The organism is Legionella cardiaca, from assembly GCF_029026145.1.
In the GTDB taxonomy this organism is placed as follows: domain Bacteria; phylum Pseudomonadota; class Gammaproteobacteria; order Legionellales; family Legionellaceae; genus Tatlockia; species Tatlockia cardiaca.
On the sequence record NZ_CP119078.1, the window covers coordinates 692,626 to 707,677 of the forward strand.

Sequence of the window (15,052 nt, forward strand, 5' to 3'; positions counted from 1 at the left end):
TACAAATGAATCATCTCTTGACTGACAAAGAAGCGCGAGAAGCATTTGAAAAAAATAAAAAAGCTAATTTATCGAAAGCGGAACAAGAAGAATTTCAAAGTAAGATAGAACAAGTAGCGCGCGATATGGGGCTTCGAGTAAAAAAATGCGAGATGGATTCGCTTCCAGATTTTGTTGAAACATCTACTACCAGACTTTATGCTAATGAGGTTGATAAAGCACCACAACCATCACCTAAAACACCCAAGAAAAAAGCTACGACAGAAGAGGAAGACAAAGACGTAGCTCGTCATTTTTTTAGAGATGTCTATCAAGTTACATCAAATGATGGCTCTTCGTTTTATGTCATGCACAATGGAATCGGTGGACGGATGGTTTCAGACAACTGGACTAAGGAAAGCATTGATAAATGTGCAGAGATGGCAGCAAAATTAGGAGGTAATTTTAGCATGATTCCCCGCGGTGAACCTGGTGCCTTCCCTGATCACTTACGAAAGTATGCTGAAGAAGCGTATGCTAAGCATGGATTAACCTTGGCTGATCCAACTCCACCAACATCGGAGCAGATAGAAGCATCAAAGCAGAAATATGAGAATTTAGAAAGCTCTCAGACGCAAAAAATAATGAAAAAAGAGCTATTGGGATTACGTCAAGAAAAAGGTACAGAGTTATCTAAAGGTCCCGATAAGGAGCAAAGTTATAATAATAACACTACCATGACTCCATTTTCTATGGAGCCCAAACCAATAAAATAAAATTGTTATTGCTAAAACTGCTGAAATAATTAGTTTAATTCCACAATTATTCCAATTGATTGGTAGGAGGGTAGTTTGTCTCGTTCATTCATGCCAATATCATGAATAGTTTTGTTGGGTCAACATGGACCCAACTTACTGACTACACTTGAACTGCTTAATCCTCATCATCCCAGCTTAATGTGCCACCGGCTTGATATTCAATAACCCGAGTTTCAAAGAAATTTTTCTCTTTTTTCAAATCCATCATTTCACTCATCCAGGGGAAAGGATTTTCTGCACCTGGGTATTGTTCCGGTAAACCTATTTGGTTAAGACGACGATTGGCGATGAAGTGTAAATATTCCTCAAACATCTCAGCATTCATACCCAAAATACCATGAGGCATGGTGTCCTTGGCGTATTGATACTCTAATGCAACGCCTTCTTTAATTAACTGAATAATTTCCTCTTTAAATTCAGGAGTCCATAAATGAGGATTTTCAATTTTGATTTGATTAATAACATCAATGCCAAAATTCATATGCATGGATTCGTCACGCAAAATATATTGGAATTGTTCAGAGGTGCCAACCATCTTATTGCGTCTTCCCATGGATAGAATTTGCGTAAATCCTACATAGAAAAAGATACCTTCAAAAACCACGTAAAAGGCGATTAGGTCTCGCAATAATCGTTGATCATTTTCTGGGGTTCCAGTGTGGAAATTTGGATCGCCCAAGCTTTGAGTAAAAGGAAGTGCCCAGGATGCTTTCCGCGAAACAGATGGAATTTCGCGATACATGTTAAACACAGCAGCTTCATCTAATCCCAAACTCTCAATAATGTATTGATAGGCATGGGTATGTAACGCTTCCTCGAATGCCTGGCGCAGTAGATACTGACGACATTCGGGGTTGGTAATATGACGATAAACAGCTAATACCAGGTTATTGGCAACCAATGAATCCGCTGTTGAGAAAAAGCCTAAGTTGCGTAAAACGATTAAACGCTCATCTTCTGTCAAGCCATTAGGATCTTTCCACAATGCAACGTCAGCACTCATGTTAATTTCGTTAGGCATCCAATGGTTTGCACATGCTGCTAAATATTTATCCCAAGCCCATTTATATTTGAAAGGAACGAGTTGGTTTAAATCAGCGCGGCAGTTGATAATTTGTTTATCATCGACATGAATGCGGCCAGCTCCCATTTCCAGTAATTCTAAGCCAGTGGCACCCATGTGTATGGGTGCATCAATAGATTCTATGTTTCTTGTTGACATTAAATTCTCCTCTTATTGGCACGCTTCACAGTCAGGATCCAAAATAGAGCAGACTTTAGGTTCTTCTTCTATTTTAACTGCATTAAGTGCTCCATCAGTAATTGTTGATTTCTCGGCATTACTAGCACCCATACTTCGCAAGTAATAAGTGGTTTTTAAGCCTCTTACCCACGCATACTTGTAAAGTTGATCTAGCTTTTTACCTGATGGTTTAGCCATATAGATATTCAATGATTGCGCTTGATCTATCCATTTTTGGCGACGGGAAGCTGCTTCAACTAACCAGATGGGATCGAGTTCAAACGCTGTTGCATAACGTGCTTTTAAATCATTGGGGATACGGCTAATGGGTTGTACACTGCCATTAAAATATTTCAAATCATTAACCATTACCTCATCCCATAGATTCAATGCTTTCAAATCTGCAACAAGATAGGGATTAATGACTGTAAATTCGCCCGATAAATTCGATTTTACATAGAGGTTTTGATATGTAGGTTCGATTGATTGGGCCACACCACAAATATTGGAAATTGTTGCGGTAGGGGCAATGGCCATGACATTAGAGTTACGCATGCCTTGTGTTCTTACTTTAACGCGTAAACTTTCCCAATCTAAACGTTGTGAACGATCTTGCTCTAAATATTTATTACGAGCCTGCTGTAATAAATTAATAGAGTCAATTGGAAGAATACCCTTACTCCATAAAGAACCTTCATAACTGGAATATTTACCGCGCTCTTTCGCCAATTCACAAGATGCTTCGATAGCATAATAACTAATTAACTCCATTGAAGTATCAGCAAACTCTACGGCTTCTTTAGAGGCATAATTCATTTTTAGTTCATAAAGCGCATCCTGGAAGCCCATTAAACCTAGACCAACTGGACGATGCTGTAGATTTGAGTGGCGTGCTTGCGGGACAGAGTAATAGTTAATATCAATGACATTATCCAGCATGCGTACTGCAGTTGTAATTGTACGTCTTAGTTTTTCACTATCTAGTTTGCCATTAATGATATGCGCAGGAAGGTTAACACTACCCAGGTTACAAACAGCAATTTCTTCCGCTGATGTGTTCAGAGTAATTTCTGTACATAAGTTTGAACTATGAACTACACCGGCGTGCTGCTGTGGTGAACGCAGATTACAAGGATCTTTAAATGTTAGCCAGGGATGTCCTGTTTCAAACAACATGGAAAGCATCTTGCGCCATAATTTGAGCGCCGGTATTGTTTTGACGTTTTTAATTTCTCCGCGACGTGCCCTGTCTTCACATTTAACATACAACACCTCAAACGACTTACCGTATTCCTCATGTAATTCGGGTACTTCATCCGGAGAGAATAATGTCCAATCACCTTCTTCATGGACTCGCTTCATGAATAAATCAGGAATCCATAATGCTGTATTCATATCATGAGTACGTCTTCTGTCATCTCCCGTGTTTTTACGTAACTCAAGAAACTCTTCGACATCACGATGCCAACATTCCAAATAGGCACAAACGGCACCTTTGCGTTTACCTCCCTGGTTTACGGCAACGGCTGTTGCATCGGCAACATTTAAGAAAGGTACAACACCTTGTGATTTACCATTGGTTCCTTGAATATGTGAACCCATTGCTCTTACTGGGGTCCAGTCGTTACCAAGACCGCCGGCAAATTTAGATAACAGAGCATTGTCTTTAATTGCGCTGTAAATACCATCCAAATCATCAGGGACAGTAGTCAAGTAGCAACTTGATAATTGAGGTCTAACCGTACCTGAATTAAAGAGTGTTGGTGTGGATGACATGTAATCAAAAGAAGACAGCAACAAATAAAATTCAATTGCTTTTTCGTCGCGATGTTGCTCACGAATAGCGAGTCCCATAGCTACACGCATAAAAAATGCTTGGGGTAATTCGTAGCGAACACCATCTTCATGAATAAAATAACGATCATAGAGCGTTTGCAAACCTAAATAAGTGAATTTCATGTCTCGTTGTGGTAATAGCGCTTTGCCAAGCTTATCTAAATTAAATTCACTAAGTTTATGATCTAATAAACCCTGATTAATACCTTGAGCAATATAGGCTTTGAAGTAAACAGGATAAAGGGCTGCCATCTCATCAAAAGTGGCTTCAGTTTGCATTTCCAATTTACTGAGTGCTTCTGTTCGTAAACTATCTAATAATAATCGAGCACTAACAAAAGTATAATTGGGTTCTCTTTCTACTAATGTACGCGCAGCCATAATTAGCGCTTTGTGGACATCTTCTAATTTAGCTTGGTTATAGAGATTACGTAGAGCATCTTTGATAACAGGCTCAGCGTTAACATTTTCCAGCTCACGACAAGCTTCATTCACAATGGTAGTCATGCGTTCTGTATCTAATGGTTTCACCTCACCATTCGGCATTGTGATGAGTGGAACCTTGGCATCACGAGCTTGTTCCTTGATAGCAGCTTCACGCGCTTTACGATGCTCTTCACGATAAAGTACATAGGCCCTCGCAACTTCATATTGGCTGCTACGCATCAAAGCAAGTTCAACCTGATCTTGAATGTCTTCAATGTGAACAGCTCCGCCACTGGGTAAACGGCGCTTAAATGCTTGAGTAATATGTTGGGTTATTTCATTAACTTGTTGATGAATACGATTTGATGCAGCGGCATTACTACCTTCTACAGCAATGAATGCCTTGGTGATGGCAACTTTAATTTTATTGTCGTCATAATGGACAACCTTACCATTGCGCTTAATAGTTTTTAGCAAACCTGGCGCATTGGCGGTCAATTCCAGTTGACTTGTTTGCGGCACATCTTTTACCGGCTCAAGAATTTCAGACATGTTTTCTCCACGGAAGGTATTGTGTAGTGAGAACTTTGCTAGCTCCGATCCATGAAACTAACGGATCCCATCCTTAAAATATAGAATAATTTAGTCTAAATCACAACCCTATAAACACAATATCTGGTTGTTTTATTAATAAACACTAACTAGATGTTGTGTTTTTTGTGAAAAGCAAGAGAATAAGCTGAGAATAAGCTGTGGATAAAATGTGGAGTTTTAATTATTCACTTCGAAGAGAGCAACGATATTCCCGCGACAAATCAGATAATTAAAAATTCTATACAGGTTATTTCGATAAAATACCGCTACTCCAAATAAGAATACTTAGCTCTAATAAATTATTGGCTACAATAAAAGAATCTAATTGATGTTGAATGAGGCCAATTCTAACAATAGCTTTTAATCCCGATGAAGTAGGCGTGAAGGCTATAAAGATGGAGCTTTAATAGTATGTATCATTTTTTTCGCACTTTTTTAATTGGCGTGCTCTGGTTTTCATTGTTATTAGCTCCTTATGCATTTCTTTCATACCTTTGTTATGCAGGACTATGTGGGGGGCCTGTGGCTTTGGAAATGAGACACCATCCTTCCTATATTCAAATTTGGACTTACTACATATGGCTGTATCCGTTAGTAGTATTGGGTTGTCTTTACGCTAGTAGACAGGCTACCAAAGGTTCTGTTAGTTCTTTGCTTATTTTATTTATTCCCATTGTTTGTTTATTTCCACTGTCTTATGTTCTTTATCAGGAAAGAAAGATAAAGCAGCAACATGAAGTTCAGTATGGTCCTCAAGCCAGTGATTTTGTATGTGCCCCCGGGAAATTTATTCGTCATGATGAAGGAGGTTTTTATTTTTTTGATGAGAGAGCGGGGGCTCATGGAACTGCCTGGGTGGTATCTTATTTTAATAATTATGACGAGCTAGCATCCTTTATTAGGAATAATGAACTTAATATTTTGCACTGCAAAAACCAAAGCGGCGATAATATTCAGTCCAGAGAATTGTAAGTTACCGTCCGTCATCCTGAAACAACATAGCCGATTGAAGAATCTTCGGGCAAGTGTAAGGAGGGTTTACGCCAAACATGTTTGGCAAACAAATTGCATCCTTGCAAAGAAAAGTACTATTAAAAAAGGTTATGGCTCCTTCACCCTCTCTATATCGCGTTGTAATCCCGGGTCTATTAGGAAATGTCCTAGAATGGTATGATTTTGCATTATATGGTTACTTTGCCGCCATTCTAACCCCTTTATTTTTCCCGAATAAAGATACCACGCTTGCATTGATTACAACCTTTTCGGTGTTTGCTATTGGTTTTTTGGTAAGACCTATAGGAGCAGTTGTTTTTGGCTATATTGGTGATCGATTTGGACGCAAACAGGCATTGTCTTCTGCCATAATATTGATGGCTATTCCTACTACTCTTATTGGTTTACTTCCGACATATCAACAAATTGGTATTCTGGCACCAATTTTTCTTATTGTTTGTCGTTTATTACAGGGGTTGGCTGTAGGGGGAGAGTTTACGGGGTCGATGGTTTATCTATTAGAACATGCCCCTGATTCTAAACGTGGCTTTTATGGAGCATTAGCAATGGCCTCGGCCTTTTGTGGTTTGTTGTTAGGAGCCGTAGCTGCAACGATCGTTGAATTTTTTTCTGTGATATGGATATGGAGGATTCCTTTCTTGCTGAGTATTCTTTTAGGTGGGTTAGGATTGTATTTGCGCATCCGTATGCCTGAATCACCAATTTTTGAACAGTTGAAGAAAAATCATCAGGTTACAACTAATCCTTTTAAAGATATTTTTAGAGCGCATTCATTATTAATATTAAAAGGAATGGCATTAGTCATTTTACCATCCACAGCTTTCTATCTAACATTTCTCTATCTTGCAACTTATCTTAATTATTTTTTGACCGTTTCTCTACCTCATGCAATGATTATTAATACACTTACGTTAGCGGTATTAATAATTGCATGTCCATTAATAGGATTGTTGGCAGATAAAATTGGCAAATGGCAAGTTCTAATGGTTGGTGCCGTCTCTTTTCTTTTCCTATCAATTCCTCTCTATCTTCTTTTAAAAGAAGGAAGTACGGATGCTATTTTTGTTTCGCAAACCATTTTTGCATTCATGGTGGCTTTAAGTTATGCCGTCATTCCGGCGATTCTTCTGGAGTTATTCCCAATCGCCTTTCGTTATACAGGCTTATCTCTATCTTATAATTTAGCCAATGCATTCTTTGGCGGAACGAGTGCTGCTGTGGCCACTTCATTAATTCATGCAACGGGTATTCTTTACATGCCAGGTATTTATCTTACATTGATTGCTATGGTAACGTTTGTTACTTTGCTGTTACTTAAGCATGATCTGGAATAAACACAGATAAAAGTTCTGCAGCTATTCAAGATCTTTAGATTTTTATTGACAGAGAGGGATGACATGGCGTTAACAGAAAATAGACAAATGTTCATTAATTTGCCTGTGAAGGATTTAAAACAAACTATTGAATTCTTTACTAATTTGGGATTTACGTTCAATCCTCAATTCACTGATGAGAATGCGACCTGCATGATTGTGGGTAAAGATAATTTTGTCATGCTTCTGGTTGAAAAATTTTTTAAAGGATTTATTCCTCATCATGAGATCAATGATGCACTGCAAACCAAAGAAACCTTAATAGCCATATCACTTGAGAGTCGTATTGCAGTGGATAAGATGATTGAAAAAGCTATTGCAAATGGTGGCAAAGAATATAGGCCGACCGAAGATCATGGTTGGATGTATGGCAGATCATTTCAGGACATCAATGGTCATGTATGGGAGCCTTTCTATATGAATAAAGACGCTATCCCAGAAGAGAGGTAAGAAAGCAAAGATTTTCTAAACTTATCAACTACGCGCCTTAACAATAATAGCGTCACTCACATTAGAGAACCCGTGAACTTCTAGTTGAAATGAATCAAGTTGAGCACGTAACTGACTAGAGCTTCCTCCATCCAAATTCAGTGCATTGCGGCAATTAAGGGGGGGGGCTTTCATCAATTGAGCTAATTCTGTGGTTGAAAGAGGAAGATTATCGGTCACTAGAATAATAACACGGCCATCATTGGTGATTCCAAGCGCTGAACGTTCAGCTCTTCCTGCTTTTAAAGGAGGAATACGGCTGTTAATTAGCAATCGTGGGCCACTTTGAATTGCAAAATCAATTTGGCTATTGTGACGAAATTGACTGGCATTAGTGAGATAGGGTTTTTGATTTCTTACATAAAAAATCCCCCACCAGCTGATATTTTTAAGCGGTGTTTTTTGACGTTTATTATAAATTCTTAGACCTAAGGGTTTATAGTTGTTATCAAAAAAACCACCATTAATAGTTAATAGGGCATTGGAGTGTTGTGCGTATTCATTGACAGAAGCATGTTCTCGCGATAAGTCGGCGGCAGTAACAAGAGAAAGGCGATTCTCTTTTAAGTTGATGCGAAAAGCATGAATATGTGACCAGGGTGTTAAAAAACTTCCATCTAAATCCTGATATTCAATGCCGGGCGCTAACTTGCGCCACTCACCCGCTGAGGCATAATGAATAGAAAAGAATAATATTAGCAAGCTAATAAATAATTTGCTTGCTTGAGTTAGCCATTTTACAGAACTAATGGTTTGCCTGGACATATTAATCTTGTATCCTTGTGAACAACTTTTATAGCGGCGGAACCACCATGCGAACATTACCGGAAAATAACAATAGAGTAACGGGTAAGTCAACCAACAATTTATCTGAATTGATGCATGAAGTACTTGATAGAGCAAAAGCCCAAGGTGCAACTGATGCCATGGTCTCGGTTAATCATGATAGTGGTTTTTCAGTGGATGTACGCATGGGTGAAGTAGAGACTGTGGCGTTTAATGAAGATAAAGGAATAAACCTTGTCGTTTATATTGGGCATCGCAAAGGGGGGGCTAGCAGCACAGATACCTCACCGGCAGCATTGGATGCTTTGGTTATGGCAGCCTGTGACATTGCAAAAGTAAGTGCTGCCGATCCCTGTTTTGGTCTTGCGGATCGTGAGCTAATGACCACCCAGTACCCTGATCTTGATTTATATCATCCCTGGGCTGTTACGCCAGCTGAAGCCATTGAAATGGCACTTGCTTGTGAAACCCACGCATTGGCACTTGATAAACGAATCACTAATTCAGATGGTGTTAATTTATCAACTCATGCTTTCTGTAATGGTTTTGCCAATACTTATGGTGGAAAAGGGATTATACAAAGTACGCGCCATAGTGTGAGCTGCTCTCTCATTGCAAAAGAAGGGGAGAACATGCAGCGCGATTATGATTATACAACGGCAAGGAATGCAAAAGACTTGTGTTCTTTAGAACAGATTGCCAAAACAACGGTTGAAAGAGCGACAAGTCGCTTGGGTGCCAAACAGGTAAAAACGCAAAAAGTACCTGTATTATTTTCTTCTCGTGTTTCAAGTGGTCTCTTTTCCAGTTTCATTAATGCGATTAGTGGTGGAAATTTATATCGCAAAAATTCTTTTTTACTCGATTCAATTGGAAAGGAAATTTTCCCATCAACTATTCAAGTCTATGAGCAGCCTTATTTATTAAATGCTTTAGGAAGTTCTCCTTTCGATGGGGAGGGGGTACCTACCAGGAATAATGTGTTTATTGAAAATGGCATATTGCGTCAGTATGTACTAGGCAGTTACTCAGCGCGTCGCATGGGTTTAAAAACAACGGCTAATAGTGGCGGCGTTCATAATCTCACAATTGATGCCACTGCAGGCGATTTACAAGCACTAATAAAGAAGATGGATAAAGGACTTCTGGTGACTGAATTAATGGGACAAGGGGTTAATGGTTTAACAGGCGATTATTCTCGAGGAGCTTCTGGGTTTTGGGTGGAGAATGGACAAATCCAATATCCGGTCGAAGAAATAACTATTGCAAGCAACCTTAAAAACATGTTTAAGTCTATTGTTGCAGTCGGTACTGATATTAATCCAAATTATGCGACCCGTTGTGGCTCTGTCCTCATTGCAGAAATGATGGTGGCTGGACATTAATTACTTAAGTCACTAATCCTCTACAATAAAGTGAAGGATTAGTGCATTTGTTGTTATTAAAGATTCAAATTTGAAATTCAACTTCATTAGAGAGATTTTTCCATGGAGAATACTTTTCTACCCAGATGTGGATATGAGCAATCCCTTGGATTCTACTCTTACTAGAACTTATTTCTCAGGCGATTATCTGGGGGAATATTGTGGATTTACTCATGTACTTAAAAAAATCCATGATAAAAAAAGAATGGGATCATTATTTTTAAATGAGATAGTATTTTCCAAATAAAATCAGCAAATAAAATAGTAAAAGTTTAATTATTGTAATAGCTCTTACATCTCAGACGGAATATAGTAGCATTGAAATTATAAAAAACATTTACCATGGAAAGGAATCAATATTGCTTCGCCAATGCTTGCAAGGGCGAAATTTACATTCCCGTCAACAGTTACTATATAATTGTCATATTACTATTATTGGGCAAATCTTTCTTTAGATCGGTTGGTAACGCGTTTATAGCGTCCATTGTGAGACCGTTTTTAGCCCAAGGGGAGATGCTATAAACTACCTCACCCATGTTTTCACTGGCCCAATCACGGTCGTGTTCTTTAAACCCCGCATTTTTTAATAAGGTATTAAGATCACTTTTCTCATTTACAACAATTAAAATACCACCTTCTTCTGGACTCCCCAAATCATGAATTCCTAAGTTGCTTACTGATTGCGAATCAGAACAATATATTTGACTGTCACGCGTAGGATGATAAACGTAGATTTGACTAGCTTCTTGCGTGAATCCGTTGTCTTCAAAAATTTTTTTTAGTTCATCCGCAACTTGCGTACAAGTATCAAATTCTGCATCAATTTTTTCTTTAGATTGCTTCGTTTCTTCTACAGCTTGACGACCAGATAAGTTATTTTCCCTACTATTTTCTGGCATGTATTGTTTAAAAAAAGAATTATGCAGTTTTTCAATAGTTGTCTTAGGTCTAATGGATTCTAGCTTAATGCCAAATTTATCATGAAGTTTATCACATAAATATTGTATAAATCTTTTAATGGGATTATTACTCTCTTTAATAAGCGATCCGAGAGAGGGATGTTTTTCTATTTCTTCTAATGTTGAACCAACATTGCTAATACAATTCTTAAAAAGTACTGTCACATTTTCTGGCTTTTGCTGTATATCAATTGTTGCCTGTGCTATTAATGTGTATAAATGCTGATAGATTTTTTTGAGTTCTTCATTAATCTCTTTATTGGTTAGTTTCTTCTGTAAATCTTGATGGCATTGCAGCATTACATTTGCTAACTCAGATAATCCTACGAGGATGTCCTCTACGAATTCCTTATCTTTACTTAGGTGTGTTGGCAACTTTTTTATAGCATCCATAGGGAGGCCATTTTCAGCCCAAGGGGAAACACTATAAACTACCTGACCCCAATGTTCAGCGGCCCAATCGCGAGTATGTTCTTTAAACCCCACATTTTTTAATAAGGTATTAAGATCACTGTTCTCATCTACAATAATTAAAATACCCCCTTCTTCTGGATTACCTAAATCATGAATTCCAAAGTTACTTATTGATTGCGAATCAGAACAATATATTTGACTGTTACGCGTAGGATGATAAACGTAGATTTGACTAGCTTCTTGCGTGAATCCCTTCTCTTCAAAAATTTTTTTTAGTTCATCCGCAACCTGCGTACAAGTATTAAATTCTGCGTTAATCTTTTCTTCAGCTTTCTTCGCTGTTTCTACTTTACCTTGTGACATTTTTAAGTCCTCTTAAATCTTATATCTCATTATAATATAGTTACACTATGTGATTATTACCAAATAAAAAGCCTAGCGAATTCCGCTTGATTGGGCTTTATCAAAAGTCTCTAGTTTCAATTATCATTTTAATTCATGGTTTAATTCATGATTACCTGACAGTATGTGTGGGTATAAATACCCATATTCAACGCTACAAAACCAACCTATCATAGAGTTTTTTTTGCACTTTTTGTTCTATTTTTTTGGAAAATCATTGTAGGTGGTATATGACTAAAGACACTCAGTTAGAAAAACAAACAAAAAGCCATGCTAATAACTCTCCTGTTGATCCTTACTTAATGGAGGAGAAAGATTTTACAGCTGGAGGAAGAATACTTGGGAAAGGTAATTTTGGTGTAGTTCTTAAAACAACATTCCGTAATAGAAAAGCTGCACTTAAGGTATCGAAAGAAAAAAATGAAGCAGAAAATGAAAGAGCCATCATGAGGCGTTTGGCGGAGTTGCACAAACCTTATGTTGTGCAATTGCTTGGCTACATGCTATATGAAAATCATTATTTTATTGCGATGGAGTATATGCCTAAGGGCTCTATCGAAAACTTCATAGCCCAAAAGACACCCATAGATTGGTCTTTGCGCTATCTCTGGCTTACGCAAATTACGGAAGGGTTAATCTTTTTGCACGAGAATTTTATTGTTCATCGTGATATCAAGGGCGCTAATATTCTTTTAGATCACGCCTTAAATCCCAAAATTGCTGATTTTGGTTCTGCAGTGATTATGAAAGGTGAACCCCTTAGTGGGGGAGTGGGTACACCCTTATGGATAGCACCTGAAATCATTTTGGAGGAGCCTTATAACGAGAAAGTAGATGTTTATAGCCTTGCGATTACTTTGTGGCAAATTGTTTGCTGGGACTCTCCCAAGACAGATAAAAATTATAATGAGTTTTTGGATCATGTCGTTCGGGGAGGAAGACCACCATTGCCACAAAATTTACCGAAAAAAGTTGCCAAGCTACTTACTTTAGGATGGCTACATGAACCTGATCAAAGGCCTTCTGCAAAGGAGTATTTAGTTAAATTGGAGGAGACTAAGGAGGAGATATTAAGTGCTTCTCCGATGAAGCCTTAATATTGTAAATAAATTGCTTTATTCTAAAAACCACATGAGCTTCCAGTTGATATTCTGATTGCTCATGTAGGTTAAATGGGTATAGAAAAATAGGGAATTGATGAGGCTATTTGCAATATTTTTGTCTGAATTAAATAAAAACGTCAGAGAGCTCTATTATATAAAACATATAACTGTTTCATCTTCGAGCAATCTATCAAGATGGGTATTAGTTTTTATCGCGGAAAGTAATTCGACCTTTCGTCAGATCATAAGGTGTTAATTCCACTCGAACCTTGTCACCGGTTAATATGCGGATGTAGTTTTTACGCATACGTCCTGAAATATGTGCTGTTACGATATGGCCATTTTCAAGTTCCACACGAAACATCGTGTTTGGTAGCGTATCGATTACAGTACCAGCCATTTCAATATGATCTTCTTTTGCCATGGGGCTCCCAGTTAATGTAGTAAACAAATAAGGCGCAAATAGTGCACTAAAATAAGAGAAATGGCAATGATCTGCCAAATCTCGTTTACGCCTGGTTTAATATATTAGCCCATCGACCTGGATGAGTAGGGTGCTTTAAAGTTTCCTTCAACAGATGCAGGAATTGACGTCGGCTAATAACTTCAGCTCCTAAACTTTGTAAGTGAGCTGTCGGCAATTGGCAATCAATAAAGTCAAATTGCCAATGTTGCAAAGTCTTACAAAGATAATACATGGCTAGTTTTGAGCTGTCACGCGTTCGATGAAACATTGATTCGCCAAAAAAAGCATGTCCCAAACTAATGCCATATAAGCCACCAGCAAGTTTCTCATCAATCCATATTTCAAATGAATGCGCATAACCAAGCAGATGCAGCATGGTGTAGGCTTCTTGCATTTCATCTGTGATCCAGGTGTGATTCAGTCGTCCTGTACTTGATGCACAGGCATTAATAACTTCTGCAAAAACGGTATCAACGGTAAACCGATGAGGTTTTTTTAGAGTCTGCTTCAAACTGCGTGATAGTTTGAAGGCATGAGGTTTTAATATTAAACGCGGGTCGGGCGACCACCAAAGAGGAAGAGAACCTGGTTCAAACCAGGGAAAAATTCCTTGGCGGTATGCTGACAATAAACGCTCTGGCGACAAATCGCCGCCAACAGCCAGCAATCCTTGAGAATCACTATTTAATGGATCTGGAAAATCCAGCGTATCCATGCTAAGGATTGTTATCGGAGGAATTATTATTTCTCCAGACTATCTAAATATTTTTCTGCATCCAGTGCTGCCATACAGCCAAAACCAGCTGAAGTAATGGCCTGTCTGTAAACATGATCTGCCACATCACCGCAGGCAAAAACCCCGGGGACTGATGTTGCTGTTGCCATGCCCTCCAAACCGGAACGAATGGTAATATAGCCATCTTTCATTGTCAGTTGCTCTTTGAAAATAGTCGTGTTGGGATCATGGCCAATGGCAATAAAAACACCGTCAAGAGGCAAGTCTTGTTGGCTATTATCAATGACACTACGAGTGCGTACACCAGTGACTTTCATATCATCACCCAAGACTTCTTCTAGTGTGTGGTGCCACAATAGTTTTATATTACCGGTACGTGCTTTTTCAAAAAGCTTATCCTGCAGAATTTTTTCAGCACGAAGGCTATCACGGCGATGAATCAAAGTAACGGATTTAGCAATATTTGCTAAATAAAGAGCCTCTTCAACAGCCGTGTTACCACCACCTACAACGCAAACTTCCTTATTACGATAGAAAAAACCATCACAAGTAGCACAAGCTGATACACCTCGCCCTTGATAGGCTTTCTCAGACTCAAGACCTATATAGCGAGCGGAAGCGCCTGTTGCAATAATTAACGCATCACAAGTATAAGTTTCACTATCGCCTTGCAGTAAAAAAGGACGTTGTTGTAAATCAGCTTTTACAATATGATCAAAAATAATTTTTGTTTCAAAGCGTTCTGCATGTTTCTGCATGCGTTCCATTAGAGCAGGCCCCTGCAAGCCTTCAATGTCACCGGGCCAGTTATCAACTTCTGTCGTGGTTGTTAATTGACCACCAGGTTGCATACCGGTGATGAGCACGGGGTTTAAATTTGCACGCGCAGCATAGACTGCCGCTGTATATCCTGCAGGGCCTGAACCAAGAATTATGAGGCGATGGTGATTGCTATCGCTTATCATCTCTGCCTTCCTTATGAATTATGTT

General features: G+C 38.6%; 13 protein-coding genes. 6 read left to right on the forward strand and 7 right to left on the reverse strand.

The annotated features are described in order from the left end of the window. Nucleotides 1–5: 5 nt before the first annotated feature. Nucleotides 6–755: a hypothetical protein gene (locus tag PXX05_RS03040; protein WP_275089584.1), complete on the forward strand. Its 750-nt coding sequence runs from the start codon at nucleotides 6–8 to the stop codon at nucleotides 753–755. A 157-nt stretch (nucleotides 756–912) separates the two neighbouring features. Here the strand turns inward: PXX05_RS03040 and PXX05_RS03045 are convergent, their stop codons facing one another. Together PXX05_RS03045 and PXX05_RS03050 are read right to left on the reverse strand one after the other, a co-directional pair. Next, nucleotides 913–2,019 carry a ribonucleotide-diphosphate reductase subunit beta gene (locus PXX05_RS03045; RefSeq protein ID WP_275089585.1) on the reverse strand — a complete coding sequence of 369 codons (1,107 nt, stop codon included), beginning with the start codon at nucleotides 2,017–2,019 and terminating at the stop codon, nucleotides 913–915. 12 nt (nucleotides 2,020–2,031) lie between these two features. Next, entirely contained in the window at nucleotides 2,032–4,854 is a 2,823-nt protein-coding gene (locus PXX05_RS03050) for a ribonucleoside-diphosphate reductase subunit alpha (protein WP_275089586.1), read from the reverse strand. 453 nt (nucleotides 4,855–5,307) lie between these two features. Between PXX05_RS03050 and PXX05_RS03055 the strand changes: the two genes are divergently transcribed. The 3 genes from PXX05_RS03055 (at nucleotide 5,308) to PXX05_RS03065 (ending at nucleotide 7,733) form a co-directional block, all read left to right on the forward strand. Continuing rightward, nucleotides 5,308–5,868 (forward strand): hypothetical protein, encoded by a 561-nt coding sequence (locus tag PXX05_RS03055; protein ID WP_275089587.1) that lies wholly within the window; start codon nucleotides 5,308–5,310, stop codon nucleotides 5,866–5,868. A 77-nt stretch (nucleotides 5,869–5,945) separates the two neighbouring features. After that, entirely contained in the window at nucleotides 5,946–7,244 is a 1,299-nt protein-coding gene (locus tag PXX05_RS03060; protein ID WP_275089588.1) for an MFS transporter, read from the forward strand. Nucleotides 7,245–7,307: 63 nt separating this feature from the next. Beyond that, entirely contained in the window at nucleotides 7,308–7,733 is a 426-nt protein-coding gene (locus PXX05_RS03065) for a VOC family protein (protein WP_275089589.1), read from the forward strand. Nucleotides 7,734–7,757: 24 nt separating this feature from the next. Here PXX05_RS03065 and PXX05_RS03070 read toward each other — a convergent pair whose 3' ends face one another. Beyond that, complete coding sequence (locus PXX05_RS03070; RefSeq protein ID WP_275089590.1) at nucleotides 7,758–8,537, reverse strand: phosphodiester glycosidase family protein; 780 nt, start codon at nucleotides 8,535–8,537, stop codon at nucleotides 7,758–7,760. Between the two features lie 47 nt (nucleotides 8,538–8,584). Here PXX05_RS03070 and pmbA point away from each other — a divergent pair, with 47 nt between their 5' ends. After that, nucleotides 8,585–9,943: a metalloprotease PmbA gene (gene pmbA / locus PXX05_RS03075; RefSeq protein ID WP_275089591.1), complete on the forward strand. Its 1,359-nt coding sequence runs from the start codon at nucleotides 8,585–8,587 to the stop codon at nucleotides 9,941–9,943. A gap of 449 nt (nucleotides 9,944–10,392) precedes the next feature. On the opposite strand, the gene PXX05_RS03080 is transcribed toward pmbA, so the two are convergent. Beyond that, nucleotides 10,393–11,718: a hypothetical protein gene (locus PXX05_RS03080; protein ID WP_275089592.1), complete on the reverse strand. Its 1,326-nt coding sequence runs from the start codon at nucleotides 11,716–11,718 to the stop codon at nucleotides 10,393–10,395. A gap of 269 nt (nucleotides 11,719–11,987) precedes the next feature. Between PXX05_RS03080 and PXX05_RS03085 the strand changes: the two genes are divergently transcribed. Further along, nucleotides 11,988–12,854, forward strand: a complete 867-nt coding sequence (locus PXX05_RS03085) for a protein kinase domain-containing protein (RefSeq protein ID WP_275089593.1) — start codon at nucleotides 11,988–11,990, stop codon at nucleotides 12,852–12,854. A gap of 208 nt (nucleotides 12,855–13,062) precedes the next feature. On the opposite strand, the gene infA is transcribed toward PXX05_RS03085, so the two are convergent. From infA to trxB, 3 genes are all read right to left on the reverse strand, one after another. Further along, nucleotides 13,063–13,284, reverse strand: coding sequence for a translation initiation factor IF-1 (infA, locus tag PXX05_RS03090; protein ID WP_275089594.1), 222 nt, complete (start codon nucleotides 13,282–13,284; stop codon nucleotides 13,063–13,065). Nucleotides 13,285–13,369: 85 nt separating this feature from the next. Continuing rightward, nucleotides 13,370–14,041 carry a leucyl/phenylalanyl-tRNA--protein transferase gene (aat, locus tag PXX05_RS03095; RefSeq protein ID WP_275089595.1) on the reverse strand — a complete coding sequence of 224 codons (672 nt, stop codon included), beginning with the start codon at nucleotides 14,039–14,041 and terminating at the stop codon, nucleotides 13,370–13,372. Nucleotides 14,042–14,067: 26 nt separating this feature from the next. Further along, nucleotides 14,068–15,027 (reverse strand): thioredoxin-disulfide reductase, encoded by a 960-nt coding sequence (trxB, locus tag PXX05_RS03100; RefSeq protein WP_420844625.1) that lies wholly within the window; start codon nucleotides 15,025–15,027, stop codon nucleotides 14,068–14,070. Between the last annotated feature and the right edge of the window lie 25 nt (nucleotides 15,028–15,052).

Bases quoted from the DNA above. Each gene is read 5' to 3' on its own strand.
- PXX05_RS03040 (WP_275089584.1), top strand. From the start codon at position 6: ATGAATCATCTCTTGACTGACAAAGAAGCGCGAGAAGCATTTGAAAAA.
- PXX05_RS03045 (WP_275089585.1), bottom strand. From the start codon at position 2,019: ATGTCAACAAGAAACATAGAATCTATTGATGCACCCATACACATGGGT.
- PXX05_RS03050 (WP_275089586.1), bottom strand. From the start codon at position 4,854: ATGTCTGAAATTCTTGAGCCGGTAAAAGATGTGCCGCAAACAAGTCAA.
- PXX05_RS03055 (WP_275089587.1), top strand. From the start codon at position 5,308: ATGTATCATTTTTTTCGCACTTTTTTAATTGGCGTGCTCTGGTTTTCA.
- PXX05_RS03060 (WP_275089588.1), top strand. From the start codon at position 5,946: ATGTTTGGCAAACAAATTGCATCCTTGCAAAGAAAAGTACTATTAAAA.
- PXX05_RS03065 (WP_275089589.1), top strand. From the start codon at position 7,308: ATGGCGTTAACAGAAAATAGACAAATGTTCATTAATTTGCCTGTGAAG.
- PXX05_RS03070 (WP_275089590.1), bottom strand. From the start codon at position 8,537: ATGTCCAGGCAAACCATTAGTTCTGTAAAATGGCTAACTCAAGCAAGC.
- pmbA (WP_275089591.1), top strand. From the start codon at position 8,585: ATGCGAACATTACCGGAAAATAACAATAGAGTAACGGGTAAGTCAACC.
- PXX05_RS03080 (WP_275089592.1), bottom strand. From the start codon at position 11,718: ATGTCACAAGGTAAAGTAGAAACAGCGAAGAAAGCTGAAGAAAAGATT.
- PXX05_RS03085 (WP_275089593.1), top strand. From the start codon at position 11,988: ATGACTAAAGACACTCAGTTAGAAAAACAAACAAAAAGCCATGCTAAT.
- infA (WP_275089594.1), bottom strand. From the start codon at position 13,284: ATGGCAAAAGAAGATCATATTGAAATGGCTGGTACTGTAATCGATACG.
- aat (WP_275089595.1), bottom strand. From the start codon at position 14,041: ATGGATACGCTGGATTTTCCAGATCCATTAAATAGTGATTCTCAAGGA.
- trxB (WP_420844625.1), bottom strand. From the start codon at position 15,027: ATGATAAGCGATAGCAATCACCATCGCCTCATAATTCTTGGTTCAGGC.